Consider the following 24,819-nt stretch of genomic DNA (forward strand, 5'->3'; position numbering starts at 1 on the left):
GGGTAGGGGGTGTGGGGCCCCAAACGACGTTTCACATCGTTTCATCGCTTCCAGCCATTGGAACATCAAACCAATAACTGTCAACCGGAGCCGAAGGCCCCTCGGTTTCCCCCCAGAGGGCCCCCCCTTCCGTCGCGTCGCGTGCGCGCCGCGCCCCTGTTAATCCCTGTTATTAACAATGAAATGTAACGACATGAAACAACCCTTCTTTGCTCCGTATGTTTCCCTGATTTAGAGATTGCCGGAACGTCGGAGCACAACCGAATGGTTTCCCCCCTGAAAGGAACCCCCCTTCCGTCGCGTCGCGCCCTGTACTTCCCTGCACTAAGCAGGGAAAACAGTCTGAAGCAAGTCTCTGCTATCCCTTATGCCTTCCATTTTATGGATCTCTGCATATATTGGATGCTATGCAGCCATTTCGTTGAGGATCTTTTCAATCTTTCTGACCAGTTCTTTCTTTTTCATCGAGTCTGCCTGGTCAATTAGTTCCCTTAATTGTGCTGAGGGGGATTTCCTTTTTGTGTTTCTGCCCGTCAGGGTTTTGGGTAGAGCGGACTCGAGCGCCTCTCGAAAATCTTCCCGTCCCGGCCGGAAATAATGCTTCAGCACAATATTAACTGTTGAATGTCCCGTTACCCGCCGAACCAACTCCATCGGAACTCCTGCCGTCAAGGCCATGGTGATCCACGTTGTGCGCAGAGAATGGAAGCCTTTGATATTGGAGGCCTTTTTATTCGGACCCGCCTTTGTCGCCGCAATACCTGCCGCTTTGATCGCCTGCGACAGCCGCCAACTGATTCCATGATGATTCACCCGATACATTTCGGCCGCCTCTGGGAACACATAAATTCCTTTGCGAGGCTGCTTTTCAATCTCCTCTCTCAAAAGCGGAAAGAGGGGAATCTCAGCTGTTTCTCCCGTTTTCGAGGTGTCCACCGTGATAAATCCATTCTTCAGGTCTACGCTCTCCCATTTCAGCATACAGCAATCGCCTCGGCGCATCGCCGTACACATCCCGGTAATGAAGATGGGGCGAAAAAGTTTATCGCAGTGTGAAATAATGGTGTTTAGCTCCTTCTCGGTGAACGGTTCTCTGTGCACATTGGTTTTCCGTTTTGGTGGAATGCCATCAAACGGATTCCGGAGCACACCAGTTCCGGCGGAGGGGACGAAGACGCTTCGGAGTAGGATCAGCTTATGATTGTAGGTTTCCGCACCAAAACCTTTCTCATCAAGGTTTCGCATCCACTCTAAGGCCATGCTGTGCGTGATTTGCGACATGAAGCCAACATGTGGGTGCTTATTAACGGTGTAGTCTCGGAAGGCCTTTAAAGAGCCATGTTGCGTCCGCCGCCAATTAGCCGACCGCGGCTTTTTGGATGGGAGATCATCCCAAACTTCTTCCATCTGGGTAAGCGGCGCGTTCTGAAGCGCATCGCCGGCCTTCAGCTCATAAAGATCCTGCAGATGTTTTTCCGCAGCTTTATGGCTTCGAGCCTCGAAAATCAAACCGTCCAGTTTTACCTGGGCTTGAGCGCGCGATCGTTCAAACAGCGAATCCCCGACTTCCCGAAGAGTAAGGGGAACCTTCCCCTTTATTTCAATGCCGAGGTTCGCGCATTTAGACTTCCCATTAATTTCAAAACGGCCATACCACCATTTTGATTTCAGGGATTTGTCCTTTTTCCGAATAATTTCCAGGGCCATTTCCATTCTCCGTCTTGCGTTACAGTTTGAAGCGCTCCTATACATAGAGAACTTTTCAAACGGCCGAACCCGAACTTTCCCCCGAACTCGGCCGACAAGGCAGAAAATAAAAAAGGCCTGCTTTTCAGCAGACCCTTGTAAACATTACCTTAAATAGTGGCGAGAGTGACGGGACTCGAACCCGCAACCTCCAGCGTGACAGGCTAGTCGCGAATCGGTAAAAACTGGGGAAATAATTGCAAAATATAAAAATGTTCCCGGAATGTTCCCAAAAACAGCTTGTTTTGCCCTGCCAATTATCCTATTTATTCTGACGTTATCAGAATAAATCAGGAGGCTGTAAAATGGGCTTGGCGATTAAGAAAAATTCGGCGTGGTGGTATGGCCGCTACATGATCGATGGCAAAGAGCATTTCACCAACCTGCAAGTCAGGATCAGGGGAAGTCGTCCGGTCAAATTGAGCGAGACGGGAAGCGTCCAGTTTGAGAATTCACGCGGGGAGGCGCAGGGGGCACTTGATAAGCTGCTGGAAAACATTCAGGCGGGGCGTAGTGAGGCGAAGTTGGCGGAAGCGGTCTATGAGGCGCGTTCGGGCGAAAAGCTCAAGCGGTACACCATCAGCGACCTTCCCCAAATCTGGATCGACAAGCCCCGCCAGCGGAAGCCGTCGGAGCGGCATTCCAAACAGACAGTGGCCAAGCTGGAACGGTTCGGCTCGTTCCTGGCATCCGCCTATCCGGAACTCTCCCGTATTGACCAGTTGCGCCCGATGCATGTACAGGCCTTTCTTGAACAGCTGGGACGGCGGGGCGTCACCTCCGAGACCTGGAATAAATACCTGGTGGCTATCAAGGCGGTATTGAAACGGGCAGGGGTTCCTGCTGCCCGTGAAATCCTATCGAAGGAAACCGAGACCGTTTCCCGGCAACCGTTTTCGATTGATGAACTACAGGCCATCTTCGAAGCGGCAAGGGAATCCGATCCGCTAATCTATTCGCTGGCCGTAACTGCCGCCTGTACCGCCATGCGGCAAAAGGACTGCTGTTATCTCCGGTGGGATGATGTTGACCTAGGCGCGGGGTTCATCAGCGTTAAAACCAGCAAGACGGGGCAGGAAGTGGATATTCCGCTTGCTGATGTGCTGAGGGATGAAATCAAGGGGCAGGTGGGCAACGGGGCGGAATACGTCTTTCCGGATGCGGCCAAGCTGTATACGGCGAACCGTAGCGGGATTTCCTCCCGGTTCAAGCGGGTGCTGAAGGTTGCCGGATTCGATACGGGAAGCCCTCGGCCTCCCGTTGAATGCAAATCCGATCCGTGTAAGCCTGGGGAACTGCACCGGGCGGCAAGCAAACTGTTCAAAGGCGATAAGCTGGAACGCGCCAAAGCGGTGGTTGATGTTTATATGGCAGGGAACGGGGTAAGGCCGACCGCCAAGGAAACCGGCTTGAGCGTTAGCACGGTCTCGCTTTATCTCAACGAACTGGAGGCCGCAACCGGAAAGGCGATCATCCGGGGCAAGCGCCGCCCTGTCGATCCCGCCAAGCTTCCGACGCGGGGAGCCATGGCCAAGGAGCGGGAACGCGGATTGCTCAAAGCCTCGCTAAGGGATTTCCATTCCTTCCGCACCACCTTCGTAACCCTCGCTCTGATGCGTGGCATGCCGCTGGACATTGTTCGGAAGATCACCGGCCACAAAACTGCCGACGTGGTTATGAAGCACTATTTCCGCCCGCAACGCGAACAGCTCCGCGCCGCCATGCAAAGCACCATGCCCGGCCTGTTGACCAGCGGGGCGAAGCCCACCGATCCGGCGGCCCGCGCCGCCGATCTACTACGCACGGCCAAGGCCGACAACTGGCAAGCGGTCATTGATGAAGCCCTTGGGGTTCTGGAGTCTAGTGATCATTGAACAAATAGATTCTTTTGTTTGGGTATTTTTTAGGCCTCAGTGCAGTAAAATAAACCCGTACAAATTGAACGTTTATTCTTGGCAGGATTCTAAAAGATCAAATATAAACAAACGCATGAGTGGAAAGAAATCGGGGAAAAGTCAAGGAAAGGTTACATGGGCACAGGCGTTCAGAGATATAGTAATTGCCTCAATGAACAAGGGTCAGCTCCCGGTGTTGGCCGTCTTTATGCTTATTGGATTGCTTATATGGAAGCTTCCGGAAACTGAGGTTCTAAAGCTGTGGGGGGTTCTTATTGACAAGTTGTCGAACGGAGAGCTACTTTCATACCCCCTTTTAGGTTTTGTAACATTAGGGTGGTTCTACCACTCCAGACGGCAACGGCGGCACTTTCTTGCGGAATATGAAAGGATCGCTACCGAGAAGTCTGAGTTGCAAGAAAAACTGACTGGAACTAAATTGAAATCGAGCAGTAACTCATGATGGCAAATTTCATTATATTTTTCTCATTCATTGCGCTCTTGCATTTTTTATACGAAGGAATTCTTCTTCCTTTGGTTCATATGCGTTTAAGAAATAAGTTCTTTAAGCTGCGTGATGAATTGCGTCGGGAGCGGATTGATAATCCAAAGGAATGCAAACTTGAAGTATTCTCATATCTGGATGATGGCATTGGAAGGTTTATAAATAATCTACCTCATTTGACGCCATCGGCACAGGCTCGCGCCTACAGCGAACTTGGCTCAAATAAAGAACTCAGGAAGGCCACCGAAAAGCGGCTAGATATGATTCAGAGTTCAGAGTCTGAGCAGGCAAAAAAAATCTTCCGAGAAGTTAACTCGGCTGTAGAAATGGCACTTATTGCAAATGTAGGTATCTGGTTTATATACTTGGTTCCTATTGCGTTGCTATGTCTGTGCTTCTCGAGGTTGGCTCAATTGGCTAAGGATCTGGTCGCTATGCCACCTAAAAGCGCTGATCAGGTTTTGCAACACGCATATTAACCTTCCGCCGCTTTGGGCTTGGATTGGGGTAGCTGGCGGGTTACACCTTTTTTGAATTAGCTGGCCGGGTGGTTGGCGCGGGATTAGAGCCCCGTTTAAAACAATAAACAGAAATCCAATGAACTTTTGCCGTCCAACTTTGTGTGGAGCCCTCTTCTGTTGGGCTCGCTCTAACGCATGAGGTTGGGCGGCTCTTTTGTTGGGAAATAGACAATGGAAACAATAGTATCGGCAAAGAAAAACGAAATCGTTATCCGGGGTAAACTGGCAAAGCAACTTGAGGAAATATGCCCGGAAGGAATGGGCGTAGAGGCATTCACAGAACAATTTATTAAGAATGCAATCGAGCACCGCAACCTTGTCGTAGAGATATTGGCCGCTTGATGAAACAATACGGGCAGCCTGTCTTCTCAGGGAGGGTGCGGCCCGTTTTGTCTTTACCGGCATTGCTCCTGACTCAACCTTGGTAGGCGTTCATGATTCATTAAGCTCAGCGAGAGCTGGCATAATCCGCCAACGTGAACAGGAGAAAATGCAATGAAACCGGAAGCACGTTCAGCGGTTCAGGTAGATAGCGATTTGGTCACACGGATTCGGGCGTTATGCCCAGATGGGATGGACGCGGATGAATTTCTTTCCATGTTCGCGGAAAAGGCCATTGCGCATAATCTGGATACGCTGGGCATGCTTCCGCCGGATGCGGTTGCCCGGCATCTTTCCGGCAACCGCATCCAGCCACCACACTTGATGGAACGCGATGAAGTTGCCGATTGGTGCAACGTAAACTGGCCAGACCGAAAGAAGCCAATTACCGCTGAGTCGGTGAGAACATGGGAGCGTAAGGGATGGATTAAGCCGCATCCGTATTACACCCGTCCTGCCCGATATCCGGTCGAAGAAATTCTTGCCTTCGTAAATGCAAAATTCAAATCTCCTTTCTAACCGGATTGCACAATGCGAATTGATAAAGTCCAGATGATGTTGCCCGATGGGGATGAGCTTTTGCCGCCGAAAGAATTGGCGGATAAAATACACTGCACTCCCCGTTTGATATCGGCTATGCGCCGGGACGGGTTTCTTATGCCTGCTGGTCTGGCAACTGCCAACTGGGCGCTTGAATGGCTTTCGATAAACCCCGAATTTCGACAAAATAAACCTATGGATGGAGTTGCTAATTCAATAGCAGACTATCGGATCACTGACGGGGATGAACTTCTTGACTCTAAAGGTATTGCCGCAAGGTTTGGGCGGAATACGGGCTATGTCTATGCAATGAAGCGCGATGGCTTCCTGATGCCTGGTAGGCGTGCCACCCTCAATCATGCACTGGCCTGGCTGGCAGCCAATCCGGACTTTCGCGTAAACCGTGCAGAATCGACTAATCCTGATCCATCGATTAAGCGGAACCATAACCAAACCGACATTACCGAATTCTATACCGATGGAATCCCTGTCCGGGGTGAAATAAAATCGGATTAGTTCGATAGCACCAGCATAGACCCGTATGGTCATATTTGGGGTGTTTTGTGCCCTACCCCTTCTGGCGTATTTTGTCGCTTAATGAGTCCTGTTGAAACTAACAGGGAGCATAAGCGATGAAAACAACCTCCATGGAACATGTAGCCGCAAACGCCAGTAGCGGTGATTCCAATTCTACAACGGAAAATCTTCTTACTGCCGATGAATTTGCAGCGCGTTACGGATGCAGCGCTCGCACCGTTCAGCGTTGGTGTCGCGAGGGAATCCTTCAACCCGTTCGGATTGGACGCCTTGTCCGCATTCCATCCAGCCAACTTTTTTCCGGCGGAATAACTGGGGGTGGGAAATGAGAACGCCTTTAAACCAACTGGTTATCATCAAGGGCAATCTCCAGCTTATTACTCGTTTGGATGGAGTCCGCGCCGCTTTCAAATTATTAGGAAAAATGAGGCTCCCATTTGCCCGGCGGCAAAACAGTATTTTCCATCAAATCACAACAGCCCCTGGAGATAAGTTTTTCAGCAAATTCGGGAAAGGTGGGAGCGCCGAGAAATGGGGTAAGCCCAACAACGAAAAACGGAGGACGGATTAATGCCCGCAATAGCCGCCGTCGCCGCCGTCTGGGGAGCCATTGGAACCGGCTTTGGTGTTAGTGTCACCGTTGGTGTTATGCTTCAGCAAGCCATCATTGCCGTTGGTATCGCCGCGATCACCCGCGCCCTGGGTGACCACTTTGCCGATGACCAGGCGCAGGATTACGGCGCAAAGGTCAACACCACCTCGAATACTGCCCCGGTCGTTGTTTTCTATGGTGAGCGCGTCGTGGGCGGTTGTGAGTACCGCGCCGCCTCCGGCCTTGAAAACGAATACCTCCACCGCGTGCTTGTGCTGGGCGAGGGCGAAATGGAAAGCGTTGAAAACATCTATTTCAACGACAAGGATATTGCCACCTACAAGGATTCCGACGGCAACCTGGTCTATGATGGCCTTGTTCGTTCCATGCCTATCCGATTGACACAGGTTGGTGTTTTTGGCACACCCTAACGCATGTCGAATTACCCTCGAACCCTGTTGGAGTTTCAACATCGCTTTCCTGATGAGTCATCCTGCTTGCACCATCTGGAGCATGTCAGGTGGCCAGCGGGTTTCGAATGCCCGTCCTGTGGAAACGTCGGTGACCCTTGGCGACTTCGAGCCAGACCCCGCGTGCTGGAATGTAGGCAATGCGGGAATCAGGCCAGCCTCACAGCAGGAACAATTATGCACCGAACACAACTCCCCCTGACGATTTGGTTTTGGGCTGCCTACCTGGTGACGACGCAGACCCCGGGTATGAGTGCTCTGCAATTCCAGCGGCAGCTCGGTATCAAACGTTACGAAACTGCGTTTCTGATTCTGCACAAGTTGCGCATGGCTATGGTTCGGCCAGAGCGAGACCGAATTGGTTCCAAGTGGCCCGTTGAGGTGGATGAGACGTTCGTCGGTGGCACAACCCAAGGGGAGGGCCGGGGACGGCATCACAAAACACTTGTTGTTGGTATGGTGGAAGTTATGCCTCGCAAGAAGGCTCTGGGGCCTGATCCGAACCTGACAACAGGGCAGAGTCCACAGCATCAGGGAGGACATGGACGGAGTTTTATTGCGGGAAGGTTGCGGCTTCAGGTTGTTCCCAACCGAAAGCAGGAAACGCTGGAGCCGATCCTTGTGACCAACGTCCAGAAGAAAGCCGAAGTACGAACCGACGGATGGACGGGCTATGACAACTTGCATGGATTGGGGTACAAACACATCGCCGTGCCCATCAGAGGGGATCAGGCCAAAACGGACCAGCATCTTCCGATGATTCACATTGTATTCGGAAATCTTGATGCCTGGCTTCTGGGAACACACCACGGCGTGAGTTCGGCGCACTTGCAGGGCTATCTCAACGAATTCGTATTCCGGTTCAATCGCCGATTCTGGCCCATGGTAGGCTTCGAGAGTGTGCTGAAAATTGCGGTCCAGGTGGAGTCTCCGACTGTGCAAAACTTTTATAAAGCCGCAAGGGAATCGAAAGATTCGACCTAGCCTGTGTTAATCGGATAGGCAGGGTTCGTTCAACCTTCCATTCCGGCACCGATGGCCAGGCCGCCGACCTCGATCTGGTTACGGAGCTGGACGACTGGGGGCCGGATCATCGCGGCTTCGGCGTCGCCTACCTCTATATCCGTACCGAGTGGGACAAGGATGCCTTTCCCTCCGGCATGCCGACCATTACCGTCAAGGCCCGTGGCCTCAAGGTCTACGACCCGCGCGACGGATCCACGGCCTGGAGCGACAACCCCGCCCTTTGCCTCCGCGATTTCCTCACCAATACCCGCTATGGCGCGGCCATACCCGAAACCGCAATCGACGACGATTCCTTTTCCGAGTCCGCCAACTACTGCGATGAACTCGTTACCTTTAAAAATTCCGACGGCGTCGAATACCAAGCCAAGCGCTACACCTGCAACGGTGTCCTTAATCCCGACGACGGCGCACTCGAAAACACCAAGCGCATCCTTTCAGCGTTCCGCGGAATCCCGGTTTTCTCCGGCGGAAAATGGCGGCTGGTGGTCGATAAGCCCGACGTGGCCGACTTCGAATTTACCGAGGAAAACATCATTGGAAGCTGGAGCTTTTCCGGTAGCTCCAAGCGATCAATCGTCAACCAGGTTCGCGCACGCTTCTACGATGCCGCCCTCGATTCCGAGGATACCATGACCGTCGTTTCCGTCGGCGACTACATCGAAGAAGACGGCCAGATTTTCGAGCAGGATGTCTATTACCCACTCACCAACGATCTAACCCGCGCCAACATCCTCGCCCAGCACTACCTGAAGCAGGCCCGCCAAGGGCTCGCCGTCTCCCTCTCCGCAACCCTCGAAGCCTTGGCCCTCGACGTTGGCGACGTGGTTTCAATCACCCACCCGACGCCGGGTTGGGAAGCCAAGCCGTTCCGTGTTCAAAAACTGGAGCTGGAGGCCGCCGATAAAATCCGCGTCACCCTCTCCGAATATGACGACTCGGTTTACACCTTCGATGTCCTCACGCCGCCCGCGATCCCCGATACCAACCTGCCCGATCCATTCAGCAGCCCGCCGCCTTCCGGCCTGACGCTCGAAAGCGGAACCGAACATTTGCAGGTTACCGCCAGCGGCACCGTGATTACCCGCATGCTCGCCCAATGGGCCGCCGCGCCGTCAACCTTTGTGGATACCTACGAAGTGGCCTACAAGCTTTCCGCCGCCTCCGGCTGGACATCCTTCGAAACCTCCGAACGCCAGCACTATTTCACCCCGGTTTCCGATGGCCACGCCTACGATGTCCGCGTTCGCGCCGTCTATTACAATGGCCGCCGTTCCAGCTGGATCGAGGTTTCAAATTATATGGTCGTCGGCAAAACCGAACCGCCCGCCGCGCCAACCTCCTTCTCCTTCGCCTCCCAGCGCGACTACACCCGCGAATTTTCCTGGACGCTCAACACAGCCGATCCCGATGTCGCCGGGTATCAAATCCGCTTTTCAACCACTCTGACCGACGAATGGGACGCCATGACGCCCATGCACCTGGGCCTCTTGGTGTCCAGCCCATGGGAAACCAATATTCTCAACGCCGGAACCTACCGCTTCGCCATCAAGACCGTCGATACCACCGGCAACGAATCCGCCACCGCAAAATATATCACCGCAACCCTGGAGGAATCCCCGGCAAGCAACATCCTCCTGGCCCGCTATCCGCGCCTGGAGGGCTGGCCCGGCACCATCACGAACGGCTACGTGCTGCCAAACTCAAACGACATCGAATCAACCGATTCCACCACCTGGGATGACCTCGAAGTCGATGCCGCCAGCTGGGACGCCTGGTTGTTGTGGGGGATCGATGGCGACGACCTCACCTATCAATATTCCGACATCGACCTGGGCCTGGTCTTAACCTTCCGCCCGATGCTTTCCGCGCAGGCCGACGGCGCGATTGTCTACGAAATCAACCACTCGCAGGATAACGCCACCTGGAGCGGATGGATTACGCCAACCGCCGAAATCGATGCCAGATACATCAAGGTTCGGATCACCGTAACGGGCGAAGCGCCCCGCATCCAATCAATGACCATCCTGCTTTCCGGCCAAAAAATAACCGAAGATATTTCCGACCTCGACACCTCGACCCTGTCGGCAACCTATCGCACCGTTGCCGGGGATATCCGCCTGCCCATCAAAACCACCTTCGCCACCATCAAATCCGTACAGGTGGCCTTGCAAAATACCGGCGCGGGCTGGTCGTGGGAATTGATCGACAAGCAAACCACCACCGGCCCACGAATCAAGATTTACGACAACACCGGCACCCTCGCCGATGCCACCATCGACGCAACCATTAAAGGATATTAGCCATGGAATCTAAAATTCCTGAGAGCACGTTGTCCATGGCCGTAGGCATGCTGATGCCCTACCGGCCCGATCTAACGCCGGAACGGTTGCTGGCGGCCATCGACTTTGAGCCGGAGACCGAAGTCGTCGAGAGCCTCTACACCGTTCCGGAAGCGGCCAAGGCATTGAGTCTTTCTGTTCCGACGATCAACCGCATGATGCGAGACGGGCAGTTGCCGAAACGGAAGATTCGCGGTGCTGTCCGGGTTCCTCGCTCTGCAATCGCCGATATTTTGGCAGGGAAGGAAGCGGCGGCATGAGTGAAACGAAAAAGAAAGTTGCCCTCTAAAACAATCCGCTGGCGAATGCCGATCAACTTGACCCAATGGAGCAAAAAGGAAAACACAAACATGAGTGATAAAGCCGCCATCTCTAAATCCGAGTTGCAAGATGTTCTTCGGGGGATGCTTGCCGTCGTGAGCAAATATCAAAGCCGAAAAATCCTGGATATGGATAAAATCGGAACAATGGATGAAGACTCGTTAAAGACAGAAATCAAGCGAGTGCTGAACATGGGTTGTGGCTTATATCTTGACACACGACAGGCCGTTAATTCGCTGCCTATTAAATTCGCGGAAAACTACGCGGGGAAGGCGTTGCTGGATTACGGCCTAGTTGACTCCGTGTTCTTTAATTCGGTACGAGGGGAATACTGGGTTCGCGGTGGTCGTGGGAGCTGGATCATGTGTGATCGTCGCGATCTTGAAACCTATCTCATCGGCAGAGGTGTTCCTGTGGAACCGCTCTCGGAGTTCGGCGGGCGCAATCTGGTTGAGATGATTGCTTTTTGGCTGGCCTATGATTCCAGAGAGGAGCCTCCGGTTGATCCTGATCTGTTGATAATGGCTTGTGGCAACTGCCAGTCGTTTTGCGAAGGAGGAGAGGGGGTAGTTGATGGTTATTGCCGACGAGTCGCGCCCGTTGCATGGCTCAAAGACGAATCAGGTATTGGGGGCGAATCCAAAGACCTTGACAAGGCGGCAATATGGCCAGTTGTTGAATGTGATCATTATTGCGGCCAGTTTTCACCAAAGAAAATCTAACTGATGGATAATCAGTTACAAGTTGCCTTTGAAACCGTCTCCATCTGCAAGCTGGCGGAAGGGCTGGGTATTGAGGGATTGCGGGAAGGCGCCGGGCAAAAGAACCCTTTCCGGCAGGATCGGAAGGCGGGTTCGTTTTCGGTGCAGCGGGACTATTTCAAAGACCATGCGCATGAGGATCATAAAGGCGGGCACATAGCTTTTGTTCAGCTTGCCCGCCCTGGGTGGAGCAAAAAGGAGTGCATCGAATTCATTATCCGTACGGCAGGCATGGAGCCGGAAAAACAGTCTGCTGGACGGGTCAAGGCCGTGGTGCAACAGAAGCGGCACAAGCTCTATAGGGCTCAACGGGAAAAGGCCGAACAACTGCCAAGCCTCTGCATGACCGAGCCGGGGCCGTGGTCGGTTCCTGTGCGCGAACGGTGGACGGATGGGCACGAACACCTCTTGGCGGTTGCGGACAAGCTGGCGGAATCACGGGGCTGGAAAACGAACGTGCTGTGGAAGCTGGCCGGGTTGGGAAAAACCTCCCTTCCGCTTTTGCCTTGGAGCGATGCCAAGGGCAACAAACGCGGCTGGGGCTGGTTGGTGGAAAAGCCGGTCATGAACCCGCGTTCCGCTGGCCGTGCCTTGGAGCTGGTTCCGGTCGGCTACCATACGCGCTATAAGGTTTTCCCGAAGGATGCACCGCCGGAAAAGCGATGGGTTTACACGCCCTATGTTCCGGCCACCACCAACCCGCAAACCGGGCAGCCTAAACGCCTGTCCGATTTCCAGCAGCATCTACTGGCCATGAAAGGCAAGCTGCCCGCCTATCCGTTTGTCCTGGGCAATCTGGATAATCCCCGGCTGGTGGTTGTGCTGGAAGGGCAGTTCGATGCCGCGTCGTTCGCCCTGGCCTTTGGGTGGCTGGAGCATGGATTTCCGCCCGGTGTGTCGGTTGTTGGCTTGCGCGGGGTGCAGTCGCAATCCGTCTTTCTTTCCGCCTATGGTATGTGGCTGCGGAAAAATAAGCCCTTCGTTTGGATCATTGGCGACAACGACGACGCGGGGCGGCTGCTGGACAAACGCGATGCGTCTAACGCCATCGATGTGGAACCTACGTTCCTCGACCGGTTGCGGGCGCAGGGCTGCACCGTCCGCGCCGAACTGATCGGCTATGAAGGTGCAAAGGATTTTAACGATGTATGGCGGATGGCTCCGCCATCGGTTTCGACCATGAACAAATGGGCGGCGCATGTTGGCGTTCCCCTGGAGGTGCTGGGAAATGAGTGACACACCCGCAAAGGAATTCGATCCAACCCAAAACGTGGACTTGGGAAACAATCCGGTCGAAGCCAAGAAAAAGGAAGGCGCTGCCCTGCTCGAAAAACACGGCCTTGCCAACCGCTTCTATTTCGATCCGGGGAACCGGGGTTCCTATTGGCACCGTACGGCGGATGGTGAGTGGATCGGCGAACCATCCCGCGAATTCGAGGAAATGCTCTGCGATGTCTACAACATTTCGACGGGCCGGAACGACAAAGACCAGAGCGGCGCGCGGCTGTCTGAATCAAAGCAGGTTGCCCGCTACGTCAAGAGCTATTGCCGTGTGGACTATGTTGGCCGCTTGGCCGGCCAAGTGGCCGGTTTCCAGAAAAATAATTCCCAGCGGGTGTTGGTCACGCATACCGCCGACATCATGCAACCCGATCCGGAGCAGGCCTGCCCCACATTGCTGGAACTGTTTGAAAACATCTTTGGTGACCGGGACGGTGAGCAATTGAACCAAATCGAACACTTCTTTGCCTGGTGGCAGCATGCCCTGAAAGTCCTGCATTCGCGCCGTGGAGGCAATGGCCAGAACGGGCTGGCCATCGTGTTGGCTGGCGGCACCGGATGCGGCAAGACGCTAACCACAAAGCTTATCCGCGAAACCTTTGGCGGGCGCGAATGCAAGCCGTTTAGTTTTATGATCGGGCTGGAGCGGTTCAACAAGGAATGCAAGGAGTCGGAAGCTTGGATCATCGATGATGAACAGAGCGCCATCGATGCCAAGAGCCGGTCCGCGTTTTCCGCCAGCATCAAGGCCGTGGTGGCCGATCCGGCCTACCGTGTCCGTGCCATCCAGAAAGATGGGGAAGTCCTGGAGTTTTTCCGCCGCTTGGTCATCTGCACCAATCTGGAGGATGATCGGCTCCAGTCGCTGCCATCGATCAAGAATGACATTGCCGATAAGATCAGCCTTTTCCTGTGCCACTCGAAACCGATGCCTATGTCCGCGGACACCAAGGAAGAGCAAGACCTGTTTAGGGATACGCTCTTTGAAGAGTTGCCGGGGTTCGTGAATTGGCTGTTGAACGTCTGGGAGCCGAAAGACAAGAGCGTCCTGGGGGGTCGTTTCGGTGTCCGCCATTACCACCACCCCGATTTATGCCGCGACCTGTTCGAGGTGTCCAAGGATCAAATCCTATGGGATCACATACAGAAAGTGCTGTTCCGCTCGGATGATGAGTTTGCCAACTGGTGGTGGGATGGATCGACAACCAAGCTACGCGAGCTGCTGGTGTCCGATGAGTCGCCACTCTCCAAGGCCGAACGGGGCTATGTCCCGCAATCCAACCATCTTGGCCGCTCCATCTCCACCATTTCCAATCAGTTCCCGGAACAGCTTTGGAAACATCAGGTGGAAGGCAAAGACCGCTGGCTGATCGTGAAGCCGGGCAAGACCGTGGCTGAATACCGCGAGCTTCAGAACGTGAACCGGTCATACAAAACCTAAGCTGCCACACCCTCCAGCCAAGCCCCGCCATGTGGTTCCGTTTTGTTTAACGGGAGCCGCACCCCTGCTATTCATGGATGCAATTTGCCGGATTGGTGTCCAATTAGAAGGGGGTAAAGCTAGTAAAGCTAGTATATTCATACATTACATACGCGCACACACGCGCTATATATGGACGCGCGCGGGCGCGGTATTAGATGCGCGCGCATGCGTATGTGTATGGAGTATTCGTTTTTACCGGCTTTACTACCTTTACCCCCTTTTCGGGATCGGCTGCACGTCTTGCCCTGGAGCTGGCCAGACTGATCCAGATGTTTTAGGTTCTGTGAGAGCTATTGAACGGGGGTAATTCGCGAGCTCGTTGTTTCTTTACGTGTTGATCAGTTCTACCTTCTCAACGTTTTCGTTTAACCCGACCCGTTGAATTTGTTAACCGGGCGTTCAATTAAAGCTGGCCAAGCGAGCGCGAAACCGCATCGCCATTCAAACGGGGGCGCGGTTTTCTATATGGGTGCTTGGTAGTTCGTCCGTCGGCTGCGCCTGAAGCTGTCGGCATGCGGACAAGGGGCGCGGATTTCCTCTGCTGTGCATCGCCCATTCCAATCCGCTCCAATGCCCGCCCACAATTCCGCCAAGCCCAACCCGCCGCAATTCCGGCGGTTGCCGGGGCTGTCTGGAAATCTTCCGCCCGGATCGGCTCCATCTTCATGCGCGTGACGTTTTCAGCTGTGCGAAAAAACGTCACGCTTGGGGGGCTCTGGAAAAATGTTCCCGGAATGTTCCCGACCCAAGGCGGTTTTATTCTAGCTTTATCCAGTTGTATCAAAATCCGCCCAAAAGAAGCGGATTGCAATTACAGCCAATAAAAAAGGGGCTTTCGCATAATACGAAAGCCCCTAAAATGGCGAGGATGACGAGACTCGAACTCGCAACCTCCAGCGTGACAGGCTGGCGCTCTAACCGATTGAGCTACACCCCCGTGAAAGGAGCGCATATAGTATTCATTTCGCCGCATCGCGCAAGTGGATTTTTTTATTTTTTTTTCGATTCGTCCTAACCTGCGCAAAACAAGGGTTTTGGGCCTTGTTTTTTGCCTGTTCGCATTGCGGGGAGAGCGGGGGAACGACCCGCCGCGTTGTTTTTCCATGCCGGGAATTCTAGTATTATATACTAGAATAAAGGGGAGTGAATGACTTCCCTTTTTATTATGGGCATTCTAGAGTCCTCGCCAACTTCAATGCTTGGGAAGGGATGATGGCATGATGAATGCTTTTACTTGCGGCACTCCATAGTGCAAGCATAGTAAGGAAAAATTTCGGACATGGGTTTTTTAGTTAAATACATTATTGTTTTCATGGTCAGTCTCGTGGCCTCCCTGTTGCTGGTGCCCCTGGTTAAAAGGATGGCTCCTGCGCTTGGCATGGTGGACGAGCCGGATGAGCGGCGCATCCATACGATCCCGATTCCCCGATGCGGCGGCATCGCCGTCTTCATCGCCACGCATCTTGCGCTGGTCTTCGTCTTTCTCGGGCCGTGGCGGAACCTGGCCGGTTCTACCCAGCTTAAGGATTGGGGCTTCATCTTTCTTGGCTCCCTGATCCTGTTGCTGGTGGGCATCTTCGACGACCGGTTCGATATGCGCGCCTGGTTCAAGTTGCTGGGGCAGCTGGCGGTTGCCTTGCTCATGTTCTTCGGGGGCTTCACCGTCGAAACCTTTTTGCATCTCGAACTGCCCTACTTCGTCAACATGGGCATAACCCTGTTCTGGTTTGCCCTGCTCATCAATGCCTTCAACCTGATCGATGGCATGGATGGCGCGTGCGCAGGGCTGGGTATGATTGCCAGCGCCGGCCTGGCCGGAATGTTGCTGTCGCTGAACCAACCGACCGATGCGTTGGTGCTCGTTGCCCTCGTGGGCGCATGCCTGGGCTTCCTGCGCTACAACTTTAATCCGGCGTCCGTTTTCCTAGGCGATTGCGGCAGCATGTTCATCGGTTTCATGTTGGCAGCGGTTTCCCTCAAGGCGAACGTAAAGCAATCGATGTTGGTGGCCCTTATTGTCCCGCTGCTGGCCGTGGGCGTTCCCGTGTTCGATGTCATAATGGCCGTTTGGCGCCGTATGGCGCGCAAACTGGTTTCCATGATCACCAAGGACGGCCGTGCCGCCAAGGTATTCGGCCCAGACCTCGACCATATCCACCATAAGCTGATGCGAAGCGGCATGACCCAGCGCAAGGCGGCGATTGCCCTCTATGGAATGGCCATCTTTTTCTGCGTGGTGGCCCTCGGTGCGGCGGCAATGACCTCCAACCGCATGGCGTTGCTGATGATCGGCATGATTGTGGTGCTGCACGTGGTGGTGCGGCAGGTGGCGCAAGTAGAATTATGGACGACCACCCAAGTGGTGCTCCAGGGCGTCAAACGCCCGCGCAGCATGGTGGGCCTGCTCGTGGCCATCGGCTGGGATATTAGCTGTCTGATGCTGGCGACCTACTTCGTTTTCGGGCTCGTGCTTGGCAAGGCCTTTTCCGTCCTGCACCTCACGGTCTGCATCATGATTCCGTTTGCGACGGTCTACTTCTACAATATCTACAAGACGGTGTGGACTCGTTCCCGCGTATCCCAACTCGTTGTTCTCATGCTCCAACTGATGGCCGGTGAAGCGCTGGCGTACGTGGCCTTACTATGGGCCTCCGACCTTACGCCTCTGGAGTTGGTCAAGGGGCTGGTCCTGCACACCATTGTTTCCGGCATTGGCATCGTCGGTGTCCGCGCGGGATTGCGCGCCGTGCGGGACCTCAACGCCTGGCTGCGGTGTTCCACGGCGGCGGAAGGCGATTTGAACACGCTCATTCTTGGGGCCGGGGAAAACGCGATCCTGTATTTGCGCCAGGCCACGTTCGAGGACCAACAGAAAGCCCCGCGCAGGATTGTGGGCCTGGTCGATGACAACCCCTCCCTCTACCACAAGATTGTCTATGGCTATCCAGTCCTGGGTAATTTCAGTGAACTGCAGCGATTGCTCGAAGAGCACGGGATTAACGAAGTCGTGTTCACCCACCACTATAGCGATGAGCTTCGCGCAAGCGTATTGGCACTTCAGTCCAGCCACAAAATACTCATTCGCGACTTTGTGTTCGCCCTGCGCGACCTCGACCGGCACGGTATGTGCCATGGCATCGTGAAACCCTATTCCGTGCACGAACTCGATTGTCGCAACAGCTGCTCCAGGATGATCCCGGCTGCGTGTTCGGCCAAAGCGAAAACGGAAAAGGCCGACGAAAGCCGGCCTGTTGAAATGTCCGTTTAACCGCCGGGGTTATTCCCGGATCTGTCCCTTGCCTTCGATGACGAACTTGTAGGTGGTCAGCTCCTCCAGCCCCATCGGGCCGCGTGCGTGCAGCTTATCGGTGCTCACGCCGATTTCCGCGCCCATGCCGAACTCGGCGCCATCTGTAAAGCGAGTCGATGCATTAACGTACACCGTGGCCGAGTCCACTTCGTTCAGGAAGGTGACGGTCGCCTTGTCGTCTTCCGAGACGATGGCGTCGGAATGTCCGGAGCCATAGGTGTTGATGTGCTCGACTGCGGCGTTCACATCGTCCACCACGCGGATCGAAAGGATCAGATCCACATATTCCGTCCTCCAATCCTCTTCCGTGGCCGGAACGGCGGATCCGATCAGCTTGCAGGTCGCTTCGTCTCCACGCATCTCGACATGGCGCTTTTCCAAGATCTCGCCCATCGCCGGCAAGAACTCGGCCGCAATGTCCTTGTGCACCAGTAGGGTCTCCATCGCATTGCAGACGCCCGGGCGCTGGCACTTGGCATTCTCGCTGATGCGCAACGCCATGGAAAGATTGGCCGATGCATCCACATAGGTGTGGCAGACGCCGGTATAATGTTTGATCACCGGCACATGCGCCATCTCCATCACGGCGCGGATCAGCCCCTCGCCGCCGCGCGGGATGATCAGGTCCAGATAAGCCGTCATCTGGCTCATCACCCGCACCGCCTCGCGGTCGGTGGTGGGGATCAGCTGGATGGCGTTGGCCGGCATCCCCTTGGCTTCGCCGCCCTTCTGCATGGCGGACGCGATCGCCAGGTTGGAATGGATCGCTTCCTTTCCGCCACGCAGGATCACGGTATTGGAGGTCTTGAAGCAAAGGGCCGCCGCATCGCAGGTCACATTCGGGCGCGATTCGAAAATAATCCCGATCACGCCGATCGGGACACGGCGCTTGTGGATTTCCAAGCCGTTCGGGCGGTTCCAGGTGCTGATCTCGTGCCCCACCGGATCGTTCAGCACGGCAACGTCGCGCAGTCCCTTGATCATGCTATCGATTCGCGCATCGGTCAGCTCCAGGCGGTCGAGCATGGCCGGCGTCAGCCCGGCGGCCCGGCCGGCTTCCAGGTCCTTCTCGTTTTCCGATTGAATGAAGGCGCGTTGCGCATCCAGCTCCTCGGCCATCGCTTCCAAAATCGCATTTTTCTTGCGCGTGGAGAGCTTGGCCAGCTTGCGGCTGGCCGCCTTCGCGTCGGCCCCGATTTTCAAAACCTGTTCTTCAACGGTCATCTTTGTTTCCTTCCTTAAAGTATCACCATGTTGTCGTGGTGGATCACCTCGCCGGCCTTGCCGGCGGTCTTTTGCCCCTTGAGGATCTCGATTTCATCGCTCGAATATTCAACCAAGCCTCGTGCGATGTGCTCCCCCTCGCGGGACTGCACATCAACCATGGCCCCCACCTTGAAGGAACCTTCCACGGCCTTGATGCCCACCGGTAGCAGGCTCTTGCCTTTAATCATCGCCTCGGCCGCCCCGTCATCAACCACCACGTGCCCCTCGACCCGGTTGAAAAACGCAATCCAACGCTTGCGCTTCGAAATATTGCCTTCCTTCGGGAACAGCAGCGTGCCCTCGTCCTCGCCCTCGAAAATACGGGTCAGCGCACCGGTTTTGCGCCCGTTGGCAATCACCACCGGAATGCCATTTTGCGCCGCAATCTGCGCCGACTTCAGCTTCGAGGCCATCCCCCCCGTCGAAAGCTTGTCCTGCTTGTCGGAAACCAGCGCGAGAATCTCGTCGTCCACCTCTTCAATATAGGAGACCCGCTCGTTGCCGGCATCGCGCAGCCCGTCGGTCGTGCTCAGCAGCACCAGCGCATCGGCATCGATCAGGATCGCCACGAGCGCCGCCAACACGTCGTTGTCGCCAAACTTGATCTCCTCCGTCGAAATCGTGTCGTTTTCATTGATGATCGGCACGATGCCGTGCTCGATCAGGTTCAGCAACGTATTGCGCGCATTCAGGTGGCGTTCGCGATGCTTCAGCGCATCGTGGGTCAGCAGCACCTGCCCAATCCGGCACTTGTTTTGGCTGAACAGCTCGTCATAGACGCTCATCAGGCGGATCTGGCCCACGGCGGCGGCCATCTGCAGATCCGGCATCGCTTTCGGGCGGGTCTTCATGCCCAGCGCATCCAGCCCGGCCCCGACGGCACCCGAAGAAACAAACGCCACCTCGCCCCCGCCGTTCCGCAACGCCGCCAGCTCATCGACCAGCTGCTTCAGTTGCTGTTTATCCGGACGCCCCGAACTCTCCACCAGCACCTTGCTGCCCGCCTTCACCACGATCCGCTTCGCCTTTTTCAGCGATTCCCTATGTATTTTTTGCGCCATAATCCTTCCCGATTGGGTAAAACAGCCCAACGTGCTACCACATCCCCCCATCTTTGTCGAGCAGGGCGATCATCCCCGCCCGACACGTCCGCGCTCACGATCGTGAGCGCGGACGTGTCGGGATTCCGGGAGCCACCGTTCCTGTTCGAGCCATTGGTTGGTGTCGAGGGTGAGTTGCAGTTCCTGGCGGAACTTGAAGCGGGGTTGGGTCTTGAGGATGCGCCGCCCACGCGTGGAGTTGGCGGAGTCCAGTGGCTTGAGGTGCTCCTTATGGCGCATGACGTCGTCGATGGTGCAGCGGTATAGGGTGGTATCGATGTAGCGGTCGATGAGCGCGGCGATCAGGTAGCCGTCTGGATCGGTATCGCCCCAGTGGCGGCAGGACGCGCCGGCTTCGCCCAGGAGGCGGAGCAGGCGGCAGACGGCGGCGTTGGGGTAGCCGCCGGTGTAGATGAGGATGGCCTTTGGGCGTTCGGCGACCAGTTCGTAGAAGGGGGCTGCGTTTTCGGAGGTGATGACGGATTCGTGGCCGGTCCGCAGGCTGATCGCTTCGACGCCTTCGAGGTTGTAGCTGTTGAGGGTGACGGGTTCCCCTGCGATGAAGCGTTCAACGATCCATCGATCCGGCTGGCCGTCGCGAATGAGTTCGAGCGGTGCGAAGAGCGTGACGGTGGTGGTGGCGGGGTTGTCGATGACGCCGAACTGCTGGAGGGCGATCTCGCGGTTGCCGGGCGTATCCTCGGTACCCAGCCGGGCGTTCATTATGCCGCCCAGCAATTTCCGGGGGGTGCCGGAGCGAAGGATCTTGCTATCGTTGAAAAACATCGCCCCCAATTTGGAGAGGGTGGTTGGCTGTTCTTCCCGAAGGAGGAAGATGGCCGTCTCCATCAGCTTCAGCAGAAGTGTTTCCTTTCCCGGATCGCGGGCAAGGAGCCGTTCGATTTCCGGCGCATCCGCCAGCCAATCGTGGATGCGGTCAAGATGCGGGTGCGTGAGGCGCAGGCGGAGGATGGAGGCCGGGGCGGTGTTTGCTTTGGGGGTTGCCCGCTCGATTCCGAGTTCGGTGGCGAGGGCCGAAAGTTGTTCCTCGTTTCGCAGGGCGCCCGGGAGGGTGGCAACGACTTTTCCCTTGGAAAAGGAGACTCCCCCGAAGAGGCGGTCGAGCGCGGCGCGGACGGCGGGGTCTTGGGGTTCGTCGCCGAGGGTCATGCGTTTGGGAAGCGCCGCCCCTCGCGCCCATTTCCTGGCAACGGGTTCAAGATAGTCCCGTAGGCCGGGCGTTTGCTCCAACCGTTGCTTCCACTGCCCGGCGGGGGTCATTCAAGTTCCTCGCCGAAGTGGACGGCTTGCGGTTCATTGGCCTCGGGGTCGAGCAGGTCCTGCTGGGTGCCGCCCTTGGGGTTTTTCCAGTGGAAGTCGTGGAGGTGGATGTTGTAGTCCTTGTCCTTGATGACGAACAGCGAGGTGGAGAAGGGGATTTCCTTCTTCACGCCGTCCTGGTCGGGCGAGGCGACGAAGAGCTGGAGGTTGAGGTCGGAGGCGAAGGCGAGCAGCTGGTCGCGGCGCTGGGCATCGATGCCGTAGAACGCCTCGTCGAACAGCAGCAGCGGCAGCTTGACGGCCGGCACATCGTAGAGGAAGTGGGCGATGGTGAGCACGAGCAGGTAGTTCGGCACGGCCTGCTCGCCGCCGGAGCCGATGCTCTTTTGCTTGCGGTCCATCACGATGCCATCGACCGAGCCGGTCTTGACCTGCAGCTCGAAATGGAACCAGTTGCGGTAGTCGAGCAGCTCGGGCATATCGCCGGGTTCGGTGTTGATGATGGCATCCTGGTGCTCTTCGATGAATTCCTTGAGTTCGCGCGCAGGGTCTTCGGCGGAGAGTTCGGAATAGTTGCGGATGAGGTTGTAGAGCCGCTTGTACTGGTCGAGCGGCTTGGCGTTGAAGGCGTAGCGGTTGTTGCCGAACTCGCGTTCCTTGAGAATCTTGTTGATGCGGCGGCTCATATCCATCAGGCGGCTCACGCGATCGCGCAGGGCGGTGAGCAGATCCTGCATGATGAACTGCTCGAAAAGCTTCCGCGTCTCTTCGGTAATGATTTCCTGCTGCTCGTGGAAGTTGCGCGACAGGTCTTCAAGCACGTGTTCGGCCGACATGCTGCGGTGGTCGACGAGGGTGTTGGCTTGCTTGTCGTAGACGAACCGGAAGGTTTGCCCTTCGGCGCCCGTGGCCAGCCCGCGCAACTCGGTTTCCTTGACGATGGTTTCCTGGAACAGTTCGTTGAATTCGGCTTCGGCCTGCCCCGCATCGGCATAGGCCGCCTTATCCACCAGTTGCGCAACAAAGGTTGCGGCGTCTTCGAACTCCCCGATGGAGTGCAACGCCTGTTCGGCCTCGGCTTGCCTGGCGAGTTCTTCCTGCATGCTCATGACGAGGCCGGAGGCAAAGGCGGCGGCGCGCTTGATCTGGCCTTCGAGCAAGCCGGCGGCCTTGGTATCGTCCTTGAGCAGCTTTTCCTTGCGGGCGAGCTTTTTCTTCATGTCGGCAATGCGCTCTTCGAGATCGTGAAGCCCTTCGCTCTCGATCCGCAGGCGGACATCTTCGAGTTTTTCGTGGGCCGCCGACAAATCCTCCTCCGCCCGGTTGACCTGTTCGTAGGTGCTTTCCGCCTGGATGCGGAGTTGCTCCCCCTCGTGGAAGGCGGCGATGGTGGCGTTGGCCTCGGAGGCAAGCTCCTGGAATTCGAGCGTCGATTTCAGGCCAAGCAATGCGGCGATATGGGCCGTGGTTTTTTGCAAGGCGCCCTCGGCCAGTTTCTTTTCGGAAGAGACGGCCTTGATTTCGGCTTCGATGGCCTTGATTTCGAGCTCCAGCTGCTTGCGGCGCATTTCCGCGCCGATCAACCGGACCGGGTTGCCGTGTACCTTGTGCTGACGGGCGCGGAAGCGCACAAATTCAAAGTCGTCGAGCTTCCTGGTTTCGGGCGCATGGGCCGAGGCCATTTCGCGATGCAGCGCAATCAGGGCGAAGGGATCGGATTTTACCGGATCGAACCAGTGCCGGATCCAGTCGGCCAGTTTGTCGTTGGCGTTCTCCTCCACCACGGCGAGGGTTTGCGCCGGAAACTGGGTGAAGAGCAGGCGCCGTACGGCGTTTTCCTCGTGTTCCCCCGTGAGCCAGGAGCCGAGGATCTCCTCGCCGATCAGCTGCTCCAGAACCGACAGTTCCTTGCGGCCAATCCCATCGCGCGGTTCGAGGCCCATGTAGAGCGGGCGGGCGCCGAACATTTTTTCGGCCAGCTGTTGCCTGGTTTCGGCAAACCCGGCGATGTTGGGTTCCGACTCGCCTTGACGTCGCTTGGTTTCCAGCTGCATTTCGAGGGCGTGGATCTTTTCCGAAAGCGAATCCAGCCGGGCCTGCTGTTCCTGCTTGCTGCCCTGCGCCTGCATCAATTGGTCGTCGGCCTCCTGGCGCACGGCCTGCGCGTCGAGCCGGGCGAGCCGTTGTTCGGGGAAGGGGTCGGATGCGGCGGCATCGAGCACGTTGAGCACCGGCAGCGCCGAGATGGTGAGACCGTCGGCGGCGCGGTGGACGGCGGTGAAGCGCTTGCGGATCGCCTTGATGAGCTGGGTGCGGCGCTTGCCGAGATCCTTGTCGCGTTCGGCCTGCCGGGCGGAAAGGTTTTCCCATTCGAGCTGGAGGACTTCGAGGTCGGAGGTGGCGCGCCGTACTTCGTGCTCCAGCTGCTGCTGGTGCTTCACCAGGCCCTCCCGGTCCTTGTTGCTGAATTCGTGGATGCGTTCGCGCAGCGCCTCGAGGTCGAGCTCGGTTTTGCGGATGGCGGCCTCCAGCCCCTGGAGCCGGTTTTTCTCGGCTTCGGTTTCCTCGACCAGGTTGGCGTGCTCCGTGTGGAGCTGCTTTTGCCGGAGGTCGTGGCCGAGCCAGCGCAGGGCGCCTTGCCGGCCGCGAAGGTTGCCAACGGAGCCGCGCAGCGAGGTGAGTTCGGTCAGGAAGGCGAGGCGCTCCTGCATGCGGTCCAGATCCTGCCGGCTGATGTCGAGCGTCTTGAGGTGGTCGATCACCTTCTCGAAGACATCGGGATCGGGCTCCTGCAGGAGCTCGCGGAAGAGCTGGTGGTAGTCGGCGGTGCGCGAGACGATCTCGCGGTAGGCCTTGCCGGTGGAGAGGAATTTGCAGACCTCGGCATAGGTTGCGTGGTCGCCGAAGAGGCGTGCGGCGAGGTCGCGGCGGTAGCCGCCGATCTGGCCATAGAAGCCCTTGCCCCCGAGCGCGGCCTTCATTTCGCGCCGGTTGCGCGGGCGCGTGCCCTTGAGTTCCTCGATCAGGAAGGGGATCTCCTCCAGCGTACCGGAGCGGATGATGCCCCAGCGCTGTATGGCCTCGTCCATGCTGGTGCAGGAGAGCCCCATGGCGAGCACGAGCGGGTTGCCGCGGGTGTCTTCGAGTTCGATGGCGGCATAGCTGACTTCGCCCGCCGGGTTCAATACGCCCGGCCCGGTGTTGTAGCGCATCACGATGCCCTGCACACGCCGGCCGCTATCCTTGCGGCTGCCGGCGACGCGCGCGGCGGAGTTGAACTCCATCGATTGCCCGGCGGTGATGACATAGTGGACGGCGTCGAGCACGGTGGTCTTGCCGGAGCCGTTGTCGCCGAGCAGGAACAGGTGGCCGCCGTTCTCCACCTTGATGGTTTCGTTGGTGAAGTTGTGGAAGTTGATCATCCGAATCTTGCGGATGCGGAAGCTGTGTTTTGTTGGGGGCAT

20 protein-coding genes and 1 tRNA gene are annotated in these 24,819 nt (G+C 56.4%); 15 read left to right on the plus strand and 6 right to left on the minus strand.

Annotated elements, in window-relative coordinates:
- Positions 1-405: 405 nt before the first annotated feature.
- Positions 406-1,707: a tyrosine-type recombinase/integrase gene (locus E9954_RS30350; RefSeq protein ID WP_168442703.1), complete on the minus strand. Its 1,302-nt coding sequence runs from the start codon at positions 1,705-1,707 to the stop codon at positions 406-408.
- A gap of 344 nt (positions 1,708-2,051) precedes the next feature.
- On the opposite strand from E9954_RS30350, the gene E9954_RS30355 reads away from it, so the two are divergent.
- From E9954_RS30355 to E9954_RS30415, 14 genes are all read left to right on the plus strand, one after another.
- Complete coding sequence (locus tag E9954_RS30355; RefSeq protein ID WP_136083073.1) at positions 2,052-3,620, plus strand: tyrosine-type recombinase/integrase; 1,569 nt, start codon at positions 2,052-2,054, stop codon at positions 3,618-3,620.
- A 480-nt stretch (positions 3,621-4,100) separates the two neighbouring features.
- Positions 4,101-4,625 carry a hypothetical protein gene (locus tag E9954_RS30360; RefSeq protein WP_136083074.1) on the plus strand — a complete coding sequence of 175 codons (525 nt, stop codon included), beginning with the start codon at positions 4,101-4,103 and terminating at the stop codon, positions 4,623-4,625.
- Positions 4,626-4,838: 213 nt separating this feature from the next.
- On the plus strand, positions 4,839-5,009 hold the full coding sequence (locus E9954_RS32830) for a hypothetical protein (RefSeq protein WP_168442704.1): 171 nt from the start codon (positions 4,839-4,841) through the stop codon (positions 5,007-5,009).
- Between the two features lie 153 nt (positions 5,010-5,162).
- Entirely contained in the window at positions 5,163-5,567 is a 405-nt protein-coding gene (locus E9954_RS30365) for a hypothetical protein (protein WP_136083075.1), read from the plus strand.
- 12 nt (positions 5,568-5,579) lie between these two features.
- Entirely contained in the window at positions 5,580-6,104 is a 525-nt protein-coding gene (locus tag E9954_RS30370) for a hypothetical protein (RefSeq protein ID WP_136083076.1), read from the plus strand.
- A 131-nt stretch (positions 6,105-6,235) separates the two neighbouring features.
- Positions 6,236-6,454, plus strand: coding sequence for a helix-turn-helix domain-containing protein (locus tag E9954_RS33995; protein WP_407947782.1), 219 nt, complete (start codon positions 6,236-6,238; stop codon positions 6,452-6,454).
- Entirely contained in the window at positions 6,451-6,696 is a 246-nt protein-coding gene (locus E9954_RS30380; protein ID WP_136083078.1) for a hypothetical protein, read from the plus strand. Before E9954_RS33995 ends, E9954_RS30380 begins: the two co-directional genes overlap by 4 nt.
- A complete protein-coding gene (locus tag E9954_RS30385; protein WP_136083079.1) occupies positions 6,696-7,148 on the plus strand; it encodes a hypothetical protein in 453 nt (150 codons plus the stop codon). Before E9954_RS30380 ends, E9954_RS30385 begins: the two co-directional genes overlap by 1 nt.
- Positions 7,149-7,151: 3 nt before the next feature.
- Positions 7,152-8,171 carry an IS1595 family transposase gene (locus tag E9954_RS30390; RefSeq protein ID WP_136083080.1) on the plus strand — a complete coding sequence of 340 codons (1,020 nt, stop codon included), beginning with the start codon at positions 7,152-7,154 and terminating at the stop codon, positions 8,169-8,171.
- A gap of 176 nt (positions 8,172-8,347) precedes the next feature.
- Positions 8,348-10,513 carry a phage tail protein gene (locus tag E9954_RS30395; protein ID WP_136083081.1) on the plus strand — a complete coding sequence of 722 codons (2,166 nt, stop codon included), beginning with the start codon at positions 8,348-8,350 and terminating at the stop codon, positions 10,511-10,513.
- 2 nt (positions 10,514-10,515) lie between these two features.
- Positions 10,516-10,812 (plus strand): helix-turn-helix domain-containing protein, encoded by a 297-nt coding sequence (locus E9954_RS30400; RefSeq protein ID WP_136083082.1) that lies wholly within the window; start codon positions 10,516-10,518, stop codon positions 10,810-10,812.
- A 90-nt stretch (positions 10,813-10,902) separates the two neighbouring features.
- On the plus strand, positions 10,903-11,595 hold the full coding sequence (locus tag E9954_RS30405) for a hypothetical protein (RefSeq protein WP_136083083.1): 693 nt from the start codon (positions 10,903-10,905) through the stop codon (positions 11,593-11,595).
- Between the two features lie 3 nt (positions 11,596-11,598).
- Complete coding sequence (locus E9954_RS30410) at positions 11,599-12,870, plus strand: toprim domain-containing protein (protein WP_136083084.1); 1,272 nt, start codon at positions 11,599-11,601, stop codon at positions 12,868-12,870.
- Positions 12,863-14,356 carry a DUF5906 domain-containing protein gene (locus E9954_RS30415; protein WP_136083085.1) on the plus strand — a complete coding sequence of 498 codons (1,494 nt, stop codon included), beginning with the start codon at positions 12,863-12,865 and terminating at the stop codon, positions 14,354-14,356. Before E9954_RS30410 ends, E9954_RS30415 begins: the two co-directional genes overlap by 8 nt.
- Positions 14,357-15,258: 902 nt before the next feature.
- Here the strand turns inward: E9954_RS30415 and E9954_RS30420 are convergent.
- Positions 15,259-15,335 (minus strand) — tRNA-Asp (locus E9954_RS30420).
- Positions 15,336-15,677: 342 nt separating this feature from the next.
- Between E9954_RS30420 and E9954_RS30425 the strand changes: the two genes are divergently transcribed.
- Positions 15,678-17,666, plus strand: a complete 1,989-nt coding sequence (locus tag E9954_RS30425; protein ID WP_136083086.1) for a hypothetical protein — start codon at positions 15,678-15,680, stop codon at positions 17,664-17,666.
- Positions 17,667-17,675: 9 nt separating this feature from the next.
- Here E9954_RS30425 and E9954_RS30430 read toward each other — a convergent pair whose 3' ends face one another.
- From E9954_RS30430 to E9954_RS30445, 4 genes are all read right to left on the minus strand, one after another.
- On the minus strand, positions 17,676-18,932 hold the full coding sequence (locus tag E9954_RS30430; protein WP_136083087.1) for a glutamate-5-semialdehyde dehydrogenase: 1,257 nt from the start codon (positions 18,930-18,932) through the stop codon (positions 17,676-17,678).
- Positions 18,933-18,946: 14 nt separating this feature from the next.
- Positions 18,947-20,035: a glutamate 5-kinase gene (gene proB / locus E9954_RS30435; RefSeq protein WP_168442705.1), complete on the minus strand. Its 1,089-nt coding sequence runs from the start codon at positions 20,033-20,035 to the stop codon at positions 18,947-18,949.
- A 69-nt stretch (positions 20,036-20,104) separates the two neighbouring features.
- Positions 20,105-21,355: a Wadjet anti-phage system protein JetD domain-containing protein gene (locus E9954_RS30440; protein WP_136083089.1), complete on the minus strand. Its 1,251-nt coding sequence runs from the start codon at positions 21,353-21,355 to the stop codon at positions 20,105-20,107.
- On the minus strand, positions 21,352-24,819 hold the full coding sequence (locus E9954_RS30445) for an ATP-binding protein (RefSeq protein ID WP_136083090.1): 3,468 nt from the start codon (positions 24,817-24,819) through the stop codon (positions 21,352-21,354). The genes E9954_RS30440 and E9954_RS30445 overlap by 4 nt, the downstream gene beginning before the upstream one ends.

Origin of the sequence: Pontiella desulfatans (genome assembly GCF_900890425.1) — a bacterium.
Classification (GTDB): domain Bacteria; phylum Verrucomicrobiota; class Kiritimatiellia; order Kiritimatiellales; family Pontiellaceae; genus Pontiella; species Pontiella desulfatans.

Bases quoted from the DNA above. Each gene is read 5' to 3' on its own strand.
- E9954_RS33995 (WP_407947782.1), top strand. From the start codon at position 6,236: ATGGAACATGTAGCCGCAAACGCCAGTAGCGGTGATTCCAATTCTACA.
- E9954_RS30445 (WP_136083090.1), bottom strand. From the start codon at position 24,819: ATGCCCCCAACAAAACACAGCTTCCGCATCCGCAAGATTCGGATGATC.
- E9954_RS30430 (WP_136083087.1), bottom strand. From the start codon at position 18,932: ATGACCGTTGAAGAACAGGTTTTGAAAATCGGGGCCGACGCGAAGGCG.
- E9954_RS30400 (WP_136083082.1), top strand. From the start codon at position 10,516: ATGGAATCTAAAATTCCTGAGAGCACGTTGTCCATGGCCGTAGGCATG.
- E9954_RS30370 (WP_136083076.1), top strand. From the start codon at position 5,580: ATGCGAATTGATAAAGTCCAGATGATGTTGCCCGATGGGGATGAGCTT.
- E9954_RS30405 (WP_136083083.1), top strand. From the start codon at position 10,903: ATGAGTGATAAAGCCGCCATCTCTAAATCCGAGTTGCAAGATGTTCTT.
- E9954_RS30350 (WP_168442703.1), bottom strand. From the start codon at position 1,707: ATGGCCCTGGAAATTATTCGGAAAAAGGACAAATCCCTGAAATCAAAA.
- E9954_RS30355 (WP_136083073.1), top strand. From the start codon at position 2,052: ATGGGCTTGGCGATTAAGAAAAATTCGGCGTGGTGGTATGGCCGCTAC.
- E9954_RS32830 (WP_168442704.1), top strand. From the start codon at position 4,839: ATGGAAACAATAGTATCGGCAAAGAAAAACGAAATCGTTATCCGGGGT.
- E9954_RS30380 (WP_136083078.1), top strand. From the start codon at position 6,451: ATGAGAACGCCTTTAAACCAACTGGTTATCATCAAGGGCAATCTCCAG.
- E9954_RS30425 (WP_136083086.1), top strand. From the start codon at position 15,678: ATGGGTTTTTTAGTTAAATACATTATTGTTTTCATGGTCAGTCTCGTG.
- E9954_RS30365 (WP_136083075.1), top strand. From the start codon at position 5,163: ATGAAACCGGAAGCACGTTCAGCGGTTCAGGTAGATAGCGATTTGGTC.
- E9954_RS30360 (WP_136083074.1), top strand. From the start codon at position 4,101: ATGATGGCAAATTTCATTATATTTTTCTCATTCATTGCGCTCTTGCAT.
- E9954_RS30415 (WP_136083085.1), top strand. From the start codon at position 12,863: ATGAGTGACACACCCGCAAAGGAATTCGATCCAACCCAAAACGTGGAC.
- E9954_RS30395 (WP_136083081.1), top strand. From the start codon at position 8,348: ATGCCGACCATTACCGTCAAGGCCCGTGGCCTCAAGGTCTACGACCCG.
- E9954_RS30390 (WP_136083080.1), top strand. From the start codon at position 7,152: ATGTCGAATTACCCTCGAACCCTGTTGGAGTTTCAACATCGCTTTCCT.
- E9954_RS30440 (WP_136083089.1), bottom strand. From the start codon at position 21,355: ATGACCCCCGCCGGGCAGTGGAAGCAACGGTTGGAGCAAACGCCCGGC.
- E9954_RS30410 (WP_136083084.1), top strand. From the start codon at position 11,599: ATGGATAATCAGTTACAAGTTGCCTTTGAAACCGTCTCCATCTGCAAG.
- E9954_RS30385 (WP_136083079.1), top strand. From the start codon at position 6,696: ATGCCCGCAATAGCCGCCGTCGCCGCCGTCTGGGGAGCCATTGGAACC.
- proB (WP_168442705.1), bottom strand. From the start codon at position 20,035: ATGGCGCAAAAAATACATAGGGAATCGCTGAAAAAGGCGAAGCGGATC.